Source organism: Actinoplanes sp. NPDC049118 (assembly GCF_040648555.1).
GTDB lineage: Bacteria > Actinomycetota > Actinomycetes > Mycobacteriales > Micromonosporaceae > Actinoplanes.
Genome location: NZ_JBEZDY010000028.1, coordinates 107,220 through 119,837 on the forward strand (window position 1 = coordinate 107,220; position 12,618 = coordinate 119,837).

Below are 12,618 nucleotides of genomic sequence, written 5' to 3' on the forward strand. Positions count from 1 at the left end.
GAAACGCGGAGCCACAACTCCATGATCTATCGACGCAGGGTCACACGGTGCGGTAACGGGGGAACGCGCCCGCCCCGGCGTACCGCGCGGCATCGCCGAGCTCCTCCTCGATGCGCAGGAGCTGGTTGTACTTGGCGACCCGGTCCGAACGGGCCGGCGCGCCGGTCTTGATCTGCCCGCTGCCGACCGCGACGGCCAGGTCCGCGATCGTGGTGTCCTCGGTCTCACCCGAGCGGTGGCTCATCATCGTCTTGAAGCCGGCCCGGTGCGCCATGTCGACGGCGTCCAGGGTCTCGGTCAGCGAGCCGATCTGGTTGACCTTGACGAGGACGGCGTTCGCGGCGCCCTCGGCGATGCCCCGGCCGATGCGGGTCGGGTTGGTCACGAACAGGTCGTCGCCGACGATCTGCACCTTGCCGCCGATCTGCGCGGTCAGCGCGGTCCAGCCGGCCCAGTCCTCCTCGTCGAGGGGGTCCTCGATGGAGACGATCGGGTAGGTCTCGGCCAGCTTGGCGTAGTAGTTGATCATCTCTTCGGTCGACTTCGGCGAGCCCTCGAAGACGTAGGCGCCGTCCTTGTGGAACTCGGTGGCCGCGACGTCCATGGCCAGCACGATGTCGGTGCCGAGGGTGAAGCCGGCGGCCTGCACGGCCTCGGCGATCAGGTCCAGCGCGGCGGCGTTGGTCGGCAGGCTCGGCGCGAAGCCGCCCTCGTCGCCCAGGCCGGTCGAGAGGCCCTTCTTCTTCAGCACGGACTTGAGCGCGTGGTAGACCTCCGCGCCGGTGCGCAGCGCCTCGCGGAAGGACGGCGCGCCGATCGGGGCGATCATGAACTCCTGGACGTCGACGTTCGAGTCGGCGTGTGCGCCACCGTTGAGGATGTTCATCATCGGCACCGGGAGCACATGCGCGTTGGGTCCGCCGACGTAGCGGAACAGCGGCAGCTCGGCGGAGAGCGCGGCGGCCTTTGCGACCGCGAGGGACACGCCGAGGATGGCGTTGGCGCCCAGCTCCGACTTGTCGGCGGTGCCGTCGATGGCGAGCATCTTCTCGTCGATCAGGCGCTGTTCGCTGGCCTCGTAGCCGACCAGCTCGTCAGCGATCTTGTCCTCGACGTTGCTGACCGCCTTCTCGACGCCCTTGCCCAGGTAACGGCCCTTGTCGCCGTCGCGCAGCTCGATCGCCTCGAAGGCGCCGGTGGAGGCGCCGGACGGCACCGCGGCACGCCCGATGGTGCCGTCGTCCAGGCCCACCTCGACCTCGACGGTCGGGTTGCCCCGTGAGTCGAGAATCTCCCGGGCGACGATCGCTTCAATGGTGGCCATGTGTCGTGTCGCTCCTCATGCTCGTATGGATAGATTCCAGACCGCGACCCTGCGGCCCACCACGGGCTAGAGCGTATCGACTCGGGGTGGCGGCCGTGGCGGCGGCCGGTGAACTTCAGCCGCCACATGCCTCAAGCGGGTCGCGAAACTGCCGATCTCGGGAATCGCCATGACCACACTCCCGCTCCTCCCCGATGCCGGCTCGTACGTCGAGATGACCGCCTCCGACGAGCAGGCCGCCCGTGTCCGTGTCGTCGACACCGAGGGCGCGCGCGTCATCCTGTCGGCACCGCTCGCCGCCGTTCCCCCGGTGGGTGCGACCGTCTCCCTGCGCTGGTCGGCCGCGCCCCGGGGCCGGTACGTCCTGGCGTGCACCGTGGTCGAGGTCGACGCGAACCTCGTCGAGGTCGAGGCGCACCAACAGCCCGTCGTCGAGCAGCAGCGGCACTTCGTCCGCGGTGGCGGCGGCGAGCAGGTCCTCCTGCGCCGCCCCGGCTACCCGGAGGCGAACGGCTGGATCCGCGACATCAGCGAGCACAGCATGCGTGGCCACTTCGCGGGCGCCGTCGTCAACGGCGGCGACGACCTGCGGCTCCGGATCCAGCTCGGCAACGAGGTGGTCGAACTGGCCGCCGTCGCGACCAAGGTCGCCGCGCTGCCGCAGCGGGTGCCGCCGGGCCCGATGTCGGTGGAGATGGTGGCCGTCTTCGACCTGGACGAGTCCCAGGCCCGGATAATCCGCCGCTACGTGATGCGGCAGCAGCTGCTGTCCCGCACCCGCGCGTAGGTTCCGCCCTGAATACCGGTTTGCGCGCGGTTGCGGCCATCGGCAAAGGTGGGCAGGTGCTTCTCTCCCCCCGGCGTGCCCTCGCGGCCGTGTTAGTGCTGTGCGCCGCCACGGCGGGCTGCTCGGATCTGGACGAGCCTGGCCAGGGCCTGGCCCGCAACGACCTGGTGTCGGAGCTGGCCGCGCAGATGTCCGGCGCGGCCGGGCTGACCTACGAGGCGAGCTACCAGCTGTCCGGCGGCGGGACGGCGACGGTCGCACAGGCGCAGCGGCCCACCCGTTCGGCGTACGTGTATCCGGGCGGCAAGGTCACCGTGACGGCGGACGCCACGACGCAGTGCCGCACCGCCACGAACGCGACCACATGCACGATGACGGCGCCGGCGACGCCCACGAGCCCGCCCCCGGCCAAGGTGTTCGAGGGCGCCGACGGCGCCGGCATGGTGCTGCCGTCGACCGTGCTGGCGCTGCTCAACGCGGCCGTTCTGGACAACGACGTCGAAGTGGTGCAGCACGACACGACCATCGCGGGAAGGCACGCCACGTGCGTGCGGCTCAGCGGGGTGGACGACGCGGCGACCCGCGACTTCACCACCTGCATCACCAACGAGGGCGCGCTCGGCAGCTTCAACGGCTTCCTGAACTCGATCCGGGTGGACGTGGCGATGACCCACTACGCGGAGAAGGTCGCGGACGAGATGTTCGAGGTGCCGAAGGCGGCGAAGCTGGTGGACCGCCGCGGCCGCCCGGCCGCCCAGCGGCCCGCGAGCTAGACGCCGAGCAGCGTGCGCAGGTGGCGCGGCGGCGGGGAGCCGTGCGCCAGCATGGCGTCGTGCCAGGCCTTCGGCGTGGCGCCGAAGGGGCGGGCCGCCGCGATCGCCGACATCTCCGTGTAGCCGACGAAGTAGGTGGAGAGCTGGGTCGAGGTGAGCAGCGCCCGCCTCCACTTGCCGGCCGCCTCGCCGACCTCCTGGAAGCCCCGGCCCGTCATCATCGCCATGGCCTCCCGCTCGCTGAGGCCCTCGCAGTGCACCAGCTGGTCGATCACCGCGTTGAGGCACATCCGTAGCTGCATCTTGAGCTGCTGCAGGCGCACCGGCAGGCCGCCGAAGCCCAGGCCGACCATCAGCTCCTCGGCGTAGACCGCCCATCCCTCCACGAACGGGCCGGAGAAGCCCAGCGCACGCACCCGGGTGCCGGCACGGAACCGGCGGGAGTGCGCCAGCTGCAGGAAGTGGCCCGGCATCGCCTCGTGGACCGTCAGGTTGCGCATCATGTGGTCGTTGTATTCGCGGTAGAACGACTCCACGCGCTCCTTCGGCCAGTCGGCCGGTGCCGGCGCGATGCAGTAGAACGTGGGCACGTCCGCGGTCTCCAGCGGGCCCGGCGGGTCGCAGTAGGCCACCGCGACACCGCGGGCGAACTCCGGCATCTCCTCGATGACGCAGGGGTCGTCGATCAGCGTCATCAGGTCGTTGCCGCGCACGAAGTCCGTCGCCTCGGCCATCGTCGCCTTGGCCAGGTCGACGATCGTGTCGTCGTCCGGATGCTGCTCGGCAAGGGTGTCCAGCGCCCGGCGCACCGTCTCGTCGGTCGGCGGGCCGCCGACCAGCTCGGCGGCGGCCTCACGGAGCCGCTCGCCGACCTCGTCGAGGTTGCGCTCGGCCCGGGACAGGACCTCGGCGGCCGGCAGCTCGGTGTCGAGCGTGTGCCAGAGCCGGGCCTCCCACAGTGGCCGGCCGAGCCGCGGATCGCGGCCGGGATCGCCGCTCTCCAGGCCGGCCTTGAGCCAGCGGTCGAACTCGCCCAGCGCGTCGAGCGCGGCGGCCGCCGCCGGCTCGATCGCGCCGCGCAGGGACGGCGCCCCGGCGAGCAGGCCGGGCAGCTCGCCCCGGATCAGGGCCGCCGCACCGGCGAACTGGCCGACGGCGGTCTCGGTGTGCAGCCGCGGCACGTCGCGCAGGACCGCCCGCGCGGTGGCGAGCGCGTCGGGTATGGCGGCCAGCCGGCCGCCGAGGCTGCTCAGCCGCTCCTCGGTCGGTGCGAACGGCCGGGCCAGCAGCGTGTGCAGGAGCGGGCCGGGATTGTGCACGAGCGGATTCCACTCGTGCTCGCGGATGTCGCCGAGCTCGAACATGCCGCGCTCGACCACTGCGGACAGAATGGCGTGGTCGATCTTGTCCTGCTCGCCGAAGGCGTCGGGGTCGATGCCCGACAGCGCGTCGGCGGCGTCGCGCAGCATGGCCACCCGGTCGGCGACCGCGCCGGGCGACAGATCGGGCAACCGATCGTCGAAACGGTGATCACCGGCGCTGGACGCCAGCGCGGGGTCGGTTTCCAGCATGGCGTCGACGATGCGCTCGGCGAGCGGCACGAACTCCGGCATGGAGCGAAATCTACTCGGCGGGTGCGACACTTCCGCCCCGCCGCGAGCCTCAGCCCTCGGCTCTGCGGATCTCCTCGGCGAACTCCAGCGCCGTCTGCCGCAGCTCGGCCTCCGGATCCTGACCCTCGGCCCGGGCGCCGGCGACGAGGCGCAGCAGCGTCGCACCGAGGTCGGAGCCCGGCGGCAGCGGCACGTCCAGCCCGGCCCGGGACGCACGCTGCAGGATCTTCGCCGCCAGGGCCAGCGCCGGCTGGCTCAGCGCGATCCCCTCGAGGACCGAGTCCCGCGACTTCTCGGCCTTCTTGATGCGTTCCCAGTTGTCGATGATGTCCTCGACGCTGCCGACGCTCTCGCCGGCGAAGACGTGCGGGTTGCGCCGCACCATCTTGTCGACCAGTCCCCCGGCGACGTCGTCGACGCTCCAGCGCTCGTCGGGGTCCAGGTCCTCGGCGAGCCGGGCGTGCAGCACCACCTGCAGGAGCACGTCGCCGAGCTCCTCGCGCAGCGCGGGGAGGTCGCCGGAGACGATCGCGTCATACGCCTCGTAGCTCTCCTCCAGCAGGTACTGCGCCAGGGTCGCATGCGTCTGCTGCCGCTTCCACGGGTCGCCGCCGGGCGACACGAGCCGGTCCATCACGGCCACCGCGTCGAGCAGCCGGGCGCCGGGCGGGTCCCACGAGCCGTAGCAGAGCTCGAGCTCGGCAAGCGACGGTTCCCGGGCGAGCCGCAGACCGAGCCGCCGGGCGAAGTCCTCGTCGCCGGCCGCGCCGCCCAGCCAGATCACCGTTTCGTGTGACGCCAGCGCCGCGACCAGCGCCTCCGGGTCGGGCTCGATCACGCTGACGGTCACGCCCGAGGACCGCAGCGCCCGCACCTGGTCGCCGTCGGCGGCCGTGAAGACGGGATGCGCGCGGACCAGGTCCCAGGCCGTGGCCGTGAGCAGACCGGCCGGCAGCCGGGGCGACGTGACCAGCAGGACGATGCGTCCGGCCGCGGACATCAGGCTGCGGGTGCGACGAACGGTGCCTCAGAGGCGTCGGTGCCGCCGAGCGACACCGAGACCAGCGGGAGCGGGGCGTCGCCCGTCTGCGCCGACAGCAGGACCAGCTCCTGGGGGCCGTAGCGCGGGTTCGTCGTGACGTTCTCGGCCGCGACGACCTTCTCGACCTCGTCGCGCAGGCCGAGGCTCTGCTGCAACGCCTTCTTGTTCTCCTCGGAGAGCTCGGTCTTGAACTGCTCGAACGACGTCACCTGGTCCGGCGCGGCGGCGCTCAGCCGGTCGTAGACGACCCGCAGGTCGGCGTCGGTGAGCTCGGCCGGGGCGACCGCCGGCAGCAGCGCGGAGCGCAGCTGGTAGGCGCGCGTGTAGAGGTCGGTGTACTCCCAGGTCGGCGAGTAGCTGGTGGCCTTCGCGACCTGGTCGACCGTCGGCTCGGCGGCGGGCTTCACGTTGTGCGCCGCGGCGACCTGCCCGAGGATGTCCACGGTGAGCATGCTGTTGAGGACGTCCTGCTGCTTGAAGGGCACCTGCACCGGCGGCACCGGCTCGGCGGACGCACCGGCCTGGTTCTGCTGCACCAGGTCGCGCGACACGGTCAGCTCGTTCTCGGCCTGGTCGAAGACCTGCGTGACCTCGGCCGCGGTGATCGTGCCGAGGCTGCCGATATAGGCGGCCACGTCAGGCTCGGCCCGGCAGGCGGACAGACCGCCGAGGGCGAGGGCGGCGACGACGGCGGTGGATGCGAGTCGGCGGGCACGCTGCATGGTCATGACTCTCTCACGCCCCGTATGCCCGGTACCGCCCGGCCCCGGAAATTGAATCACGTCCGCACCGGGGCCGGGACGGCGCCGAGCACATCGGAGAGCAGCTGGGCGCACCACTGCAACAACGCCTGGTCGCGCAGGGGCTCGCCGCCCACCCGGCGGGTGTTCGGGCGCGGCACGCTGACCTGGTCGTTGGCCTGCTTGTAGACCGAGTCCGGGTGGTAGCGCTTGAGCCGCAGCTGCTTCGAGTCCGGCAGCGGCAGCGGCGAGAAGCGCAGGTGCCGGCCCTGCACGGAGACGTCGGTGAGGCCGTACGCGCGGGCCACCAGGCGGAAGCGTGCCACCGCGATCAGGTTGGCGACCTGCTCCGGCGGCGCGCCGTAGCGGTCCGTCATCTCGGCCACCACCTCGTCGAGGCGGGCGTCGTCGCGGGCCTCGGCCAGCTTGCGGTACATCTCCAGGCGCAGCCGCTCCACCGCGATGTAGTCGGTCGGCAGGTGCGCGTCGATCGGGAGGTCGACCTTGACCTCCGGCTCCTCCTCGGGCCGCTCGCCCTTGAAGGCGCTGACCGCCTCGCCGACCATCCGCACGTACAGGTCGAAGCCGACGCCCTCGATGTGTCCGGACTGCTCGCCGCCGAGCAGGTTGCCGGCGCCGCGGATCTCGAGGTCCTTCATGGCCACGTACATGCCCGCGCCGAGCTCGGTGTGCTGTGCGATGGTGGCGAGCCGCTCGTGCGCCGTCTCGGTGAGCGGCTTTTCGCGCGGGTACAGGAAGTACGCGTACGCGCGCTCGCGGCCGCGGCCGACCCGACCGCGGATCTGGTGCAGCTGGGAGAGGCCGAGCAGGTCGGCGCGCTCGACGATGAGGGTGTTGGCGTTCGGGATGTCGATGCCGGACTCCACGATGGTCGTGCAGACCAGGACGTCGAACTCCTTCTCCCAGAAGCCGACCATCACCTTCTCGAGCGCCTCCTCGCCCATCTGCCCGTGCGCGACCGCGACCCGCGCCTCGGGCACCAGCTCGCGCAGCCGCCGGGCCGCCTTGTCGATCGACTCGACCCGGTTGTGCAGGAAGAAGACCTGGCCGTCGCGGAGCAGCTCGCGGTGGATGGCCGCGGCCACCTGCTTGTCGTCGTACGCGCCGACGAACGTCAGCACCGGGTGCCGTTCCTCGGGCGGGGTGGCGATTGTCGACATCTCCCGGATGCCGGTGATCGCCATCTCCAGCGTGCGCGGGATCGGCGTGGCCGACATGGTCAGCACGTCGACGGACGCCCGCAGGGTCTTGAGCTGCTCCTTGTGCTCGACGCCGAAGCGCTGCTCCTCGTCGACGATGACCATGCCGAGGTTCTTGAAGCGGGTCGCCGCGGCCAGTAGCCGGTGTGTGCCGATGACGATGTCGGCGGCCCCGCTGGCCGCCTCCTCGAGCGTCTGCGCGGCCTCCTTCGGCGTCTGGAACCGGGAGAGCTGCTTGATCGTCACCGGGAACTGACTCATCCGCTCGGCGAACGTGTTGAAGTGCTGCTGTGCGAGCAGCGTCGTCGGCACCAGGATGGCGACCTGCTTGCCGTCCTGCACCGCCTTGAACGCCGCCCGGACCGCGATCTCGGTCTTGCCGTAGCCGACGTCGCCGCAGATCAGCCGGTCCATCGGGACGGCCAGCTCCATGTCCTGCTTGACCTCGATGATGGCGGCCATCTGGTCGGGCGTCTCCGTGTACGGGAACGCGTCCTCCAGCTCACGCTGCCACGGGGTGTCCGGGCCGAACGCGTGGCCCTTGGAGGCCTGCCGGGCCGCGTACAGCTGGATGAGCTGTGCCGCGATCTCGCGGACGGCCTTGCGCGCGCGGGCCTTGCTCTTCTGCCAGTCGGAGCCGCCCATCTTGTGCAGGGTCGGCGACTCGCCGCCGACGTAGCGGGAGAGCTGGTCGAGCTGGTCGGTGGGCACGAAGAGCCGGTCGCCGGGCTGGCCGCGCTTGGAGGCCGCGTACTCGATCACCATGTACTCGCGCTCGGCGCCGTTGACCGTGCGCTGCACCAGCTCGACGTACCTGCCGATGCCGTGCTGCTCGTGCACGACGAAGTCGCCCGGCTTCAGCTCCAGCGGGTCGATCGTGTTGCGCCGCCGGCTGGGCATCCGGCGCATGTCCTTGGTGGAAGCCCCGCGCCCGCCGGTGATGTCGTTGCCGGTGATGACGGCGAGCCGCGAGCCCTCGTCGACGAAGCCGTGGTTGAGCCCGCCGCAGGTGACCAGCAACTGGCCCGGCTCGATGCGGTTCGGGATGGAGTCGACCGGGGTGACACCCAGGCCGGCGTCGCGCAGCAGCTCGGTGGCGCGCTGCGCGGTGCCGTGGCCCTCGAAGACCAGCGCGATCGCCCACCGATCGGCGGCCCACCGCCCCAGGTCGGCGGTGAGCCTGGCGGTGTCGCCGTGGTAGAGCGGCACCGGCTGGGCGGGCAGGGCGATGGCGTCGCCGGCGTCGGGCGAGACCTCGACGGCCGGGGTCTCCAGCCACGGCGTATCGGACTCGGCGGCCTCGGCCTCGGCCAGCCCGAACGGCGACACCGTCCACCACGGCTGGTGCAGGACCGCCGCGTGCGCACGCACGTCCGCCAGGGTCCGGAAGGCGGCGGCGCCGACGTCGATCGGCGCGTCGCCGCCGACGGCGGCCGCGGCCCAGCTCGCCTCAAGGAACTCGTCGGAGGTGCGGGTCAGGTCGTGTGCCCGGGTGCGGATGCGCTCGGGGTCGCAGAGCAGCACGTGGGTGCCGCGCGGCATGCAGTCGATCAGCAGCTCCATGGAGTCCGTGCCCTGCATCAGCGCGGGCGCCAGCGACTCCATGCCCTCGACCGGGATGCCCTCGGCCAGCTTGTCGAGGATCTCCGCGATCTCGGGATGCTGCTCGGCCAGCTCGGCGGCCCGGGCCCGGACGGCCGGGGTGAGCAGCAGTTCGCGGCACGGCGGCGCCCAGAGCCGCTCGACCGCGTCGATGGTGCGCTGGTCGGCGACGGCGAAGGTGCGGATCTCCTCCACCTCGTCGCCCCAGAACTCGACCCGGGACGGGTGCTCGTCGGTGGGCGGGAAGACGTCGAGGATGCCGCCGCGCACGGCGAACTCGCCGCGCTTGGTGACCAGGTCGACCCGCGCGTACGCCATGTCGGTGAGCCGCCGGGCGACACCCTCCAGCTCGGCGTCGCCGCCCGGGGTCAGCTCCACCGGCTCGAGGTCGCCGAGGCCCTTGAGCTGCGGCTGCAGCAGGCTGCGGACCGGCGCGACGACGACCTGGACCGGCTCGCCGCCGGAGGCACCGGGGTGTGCGAGGCGGCGCAGCACGGCCAGCCGGCGCCCGACGGTGTCGGAGCGCGGCGAGAGTCGCTCGTGCGGCAGCGTCTCCCAGGACGGGAAGACGGCGACCCGGTCGGGCGGGATCAGGCAGCCGAGCGCGTCGGCGAGGTCGTCGGCCTCGCGGCTGGTCGCGGTCACGGCGAGCACGGGACGGCCGGCGCCGCCCGATTCGGCGGGTCCGGCGACGGCGGCCACGACGAACGGGCGCAGCGAGGCGGGGGCGGTGAGATCGAGCGCGTCGGAGTCGGCCCCGCCCTTGTGGGCCAGGTCGCGGGCCCGGGCCAGCCCGCGATCACGCAGGGCGGCCGGGATCAGGCCACTGAGTTGCATGGAAAAAGACCCCCGGGAAGGCACATCGAAAACCCCCGGCGCCAGTTGGACGGGGGGTATGCCCCAAGCTTAGTCCGCCGACCGGCAACAACGGCACGACGGACCGCTATCGGACCGCATGTCCGACATGGCAGTGAACGGACAGCGAAACTGTCGGTTCGCCGTGGGGGGAGTTGTCTGGGGAGGCAATGTGCGGGTTCTGCTGCTCGTGTCGGCGTTCAACGGTCTGAGTCAGCGGGTCTGGTGCGCGCTGCGGGAGGCGGGCCACGACGTCGGGGTCCTGTTCGCCACGGGACCGCAGGACATCGTTGACGGGGTGCAGGCCGCGCAGCCCGAACTGATCATCTGCCCGTACCTGCGGGACCGGGTGCCCGCCGCCGTCTGGCAGCACCACCGCACGGTGATCATCCACCCCGGTCCGGTCGGCGACCGCGGTCCGTCGTCGCTGGACTGGGCGATCACCGAGGGCGCACCCTCCTGGGGTGTCACCGCCCTGCAGGCGGTCGAGGAGATGGACGCCGGGCCGATATGGGCCACCCGCACCTTCCCGATGCCAGCCGCCGCGCCGCGCAAGTCGTCCCTCTACAACGGACCGGTCGCCGACGCGGCCGTCGAGTGCGTCCTCGAGGTGATCGCCAAGGCCGCCGATCCCGCGTTCCGGCCGGCGCCCGCGACCGAACTGACCGTCGAGGTGCAGGGCGCCTGCGGCCGGCCGGCCATGAAGCAGGCGGACCGCGCCTTCGACTGGACGCAGCCGACCGAGCACATCATCCGGCGGATCCGCGCGGCCGACGGCGCCCCCGGCGTGCGCACGACGCTGGCCGGGCTCGAGGTCTTCGCCTACGACGCGCACCCCGGGCTGGCCCGGGGTGCCCGCCCGGGCGCCCTGCTCGGCCGGCGGCAGGGTGCCGTGCTGGTCGGCACCGGCGACGGCAGCGTCTGGCTCGGACACCTGCGCGACGCGTCGCAGTCCCGGCAGATCAAGCTGCCCGCGACCACCCTGCTCGGCAAGCGGTTGCGTGGCGTCGCCGACTCGCCCCTGCCGCCGGGCACGGAACCGGAGGGGCCGTCGTACCGGCAGGTGCGGTACCGGCGATCCGGGCCGGTCGGGTGGCTGGCGTTCGACTTCTACAACGGCGCGATGTCGGCCGGGCACTGCCGGCGGCTGCTGGCCGCGTTCCGGCACGCCGCGGCGCAGGACACCCGCGTGCTGGTGCTGCGCGGCGGTACCGACACGTTCAGCAACGGGATACACCTCAACGTCATCGACGCCGCCGGCGACCCCGCGGTGGCCGCCTGGGCGAACATCAAGGCGATGAACGAGGTGTGCCGGGAGATCATCACCTGCACCCGGCAGGTCGTCGTCGCCGCGTACGCGGGCAGCGCCGGCGCCGGCGGCGTGATGCTCGGGCTCGGCGCCGACATCGTCGCGGCCCGGCAGGGCGTGGTCCTGAACCCGTACTACGACATGGGCCTGTACGGCTCCGAGCTGCACACCTTCACGCTGCCCCGGCGGGTCGGGCCGGAGGCCGCGCAGGGGCTCATCGACGCGAAGCTGCCGATCAGCGCCGAGCAGGCCGATTCGCTGGGCCTGGTCGACGAGGTCGGCCCCCGGCACCCGGAGGCGTACGGGGAATGGTTGACCGCGCTCGCCGTACGGCAGGCCGACGCCAGGGGTGCCCGCCTGCGCCAGGCCGCCAAGGCGAAGCGGCTCGCGGGTGAGCGGGTGCCCCTCGACGTTTACGAGGCCCGCGAGCTCGCGGAGATGAGCAGCGACATGTTCGGCGACCGGTCCGGCTTCACCGCGGCCCGGCGGGCGTTCGTCGGCAAGGTGCCGCACACGGGCACACCCGCCCGCCTGCTCCTGACCCAGCGCGCGGAACAGTCCACCGCGCGCCCGCGTCAGTTGAGCCGCCCCCGGGCCAACACCCCTGCGGCCGATGCCGAGGTACGGGTGCGTTCCGCCGTGCCGATGTCCGCCTGAGCCCGTACACCACGGCGAGCGCCCGCGGGGCGTTCGCCGACACCACCATGCCCGGGTCCGAGGTGAGAGGACGCCGATGAGCGGCGAAGGAAAATCCGCGGCGAGAGCTGCGGTCGACCCCGCGCTCGCGCGAGCACTGAACACGCCGACCGTGCTGCTGCCGGGCCGGTACCAGTACAGCAGCTACAGCGTTCTGGCCGGTCCGGCCGAGATCCCCGGCGACGGACCGCAGCGGGTCAGGATGCGCCCGCTCGCCCGGCGCCGGCCCTTCGCCACAGTGCTCATCACGCTCTTCGCCTTCGCGTTCGAGAGCACCTTCTTCGCCTGGCTGCTCTCCTCCATCGAGGTGCCGGACGCGCGCCTGCACACCTGGCTGTACGCCGCCACCGTCGTCATGATCGTGGCGACCGCGCTGATCGAGCTGTTCCGTCTGGTCAACGTCGTGACGCTCTGCCTGGCCACCCTCTGGGCGCGCGATCCCGTGCCGATGGTCCCGGACCGCGCCCTGCGGGTCGCGTTTCTGACCACGATCGTGCCGGGCAAGGAGCCCGTGGACATGGTCGAGCGCACCCTGCGCGCCGCCCGGGCGATCCGCCACGCCGGCCGGTACGACGTCTGGCTGCTCGACGAGGGCGACGACGCCGAGGTCCGGCAGATGTGCGAAAGGATCGGGGTACAACACTTCAGCCGCAAGGG

At 72.2% G+C, this 12,618-nt stretch carries 8 protein-coding genes and 1 pseudogene; 4 read left to right on the forward strand and 5 right to left on the reverse strand.

Annotated elements, in window-relative coordinates:
- Positions 1 to 40: 40 nt before the first annotated feature.
- On the reverse strand, positions 41 to 1,324 hold the full coding sequence (gene eno, locus AB0B58_RS34110; RefSeq protein WP_360232395.1) for a phosphopyruvate hydratase: 1,284 nt from the start codon (positions 1,322 to 1,324) through the stop codon (positions 41 to 43).
- Positions 1,325 to 1,493: 169 nt separating this feature from the next.
- Between eno and AB0B58_RS34115 the strand changes: the two genes are divergently transcribed.
- On the forward strand, positions 1,494 to 2,111 hold the full coding sequence (locus AB0B58_RS34115; RefSeq protein ID WP_360232398.1) for a hypothetical protein: 618 nt from the start codon (positions 1,494 to 1,496) through the stop codon (positions 2,109 to 2,111).
- 56 nt (positions 2,112 to 2,167) lie between these two features.
- Positions 2,168 to 2,884: a hypothetical protein gene (locus tag AB0B58_RS34120; RefSeq protein WP_360232401.1), complete on the forward strand. Its 717-nt coding sequence runs from the start codon at positions 2,168 to 2,170 to the stop codon at positions 2,882 to 2,884.
- Here the strand turns inward: AB0B58_RS34120 and AB0B58_RS34125 are convergent.
- Genes AB0B58_RS34125 through mfd form a run of 4 tightly spaced genes read right to left on the reverse strand, consistent with a single transcriptional unit; the run spans position 2,881 to position 9,938 of the window.
- Complete coding sequence (locus AB0B58_RS34125) at positions 2,881 to 4,497, reverse strand: DUF885 domain-containing protein (RefSeq protein ID WP_360232404.1); 1,617 nt, start codon at positions 4,495 to 4,497, stop codon at positions 2,881 to 2,883. The genes AB0B58_RS34120 and AB0B58_RS34125 overlap by 4 nt on opposite strands.
- Positions 4,498 to 4,546: 49 nt before the next feature.
- Complete coding sequence (locus tag AB0B58_RS34130; protein ID WP_360232407.1) at positions 4,547 to 5,497, reverse strand: MazG family protein; 951 nt, start codon at positions 5,495 to 5,497, stop codon at positions 4,547 to 4,549.
- Complete coding sequence (locus AB0B58_RS34135; protein WP_360232410.1) at positions 5,497 to 6,267, reverse strand: hypothetical protein; 771 nt, start codon at positions 6,265 to 6,267, stop codon at positions 5,497 to 5,499. The genes AB0B58_RS34130 and AB0B58_RS34135 overlap by 1 nt, the downstream gene beginning before the upstream one ends.
- Positions 6,268 to 6,317: 50 nt before the next feature.
- Complete coding sequence (gene mfd, locus AB0B58_RS34140) at positions 6,318 to 9,938, reverse strand: transcription-repair coupling factor (protein ID WP_360232413.1); 3,621 nt, start codon at positions 9,936 to 9,938, stop codon at positions 6,318 to 6,320.
- A gap of 190 nt (positions 9,939 to 10,128) precedes the next feature.
- Between mfd and AB0B58_RS34145 the strand changes: the two genes are divergently transcribed.
- Entirely contained in the window at positions 10,129 to 11,922 is a 1,794-nt protein-coding gene (locus AB0B58_RS34145; RefSeq protein ID WP_360232416.1) for a hydrogenase maturation protein, read from the forward strand.
- A gap of 76 nt (positions 11,923 to 11,998) precedes the next feature.
- Positions 11,999 to 12,618, forward strand: a pseudogene (locus AB0B58_RS34150) (hypothetical protein); the annotation flags it as partial.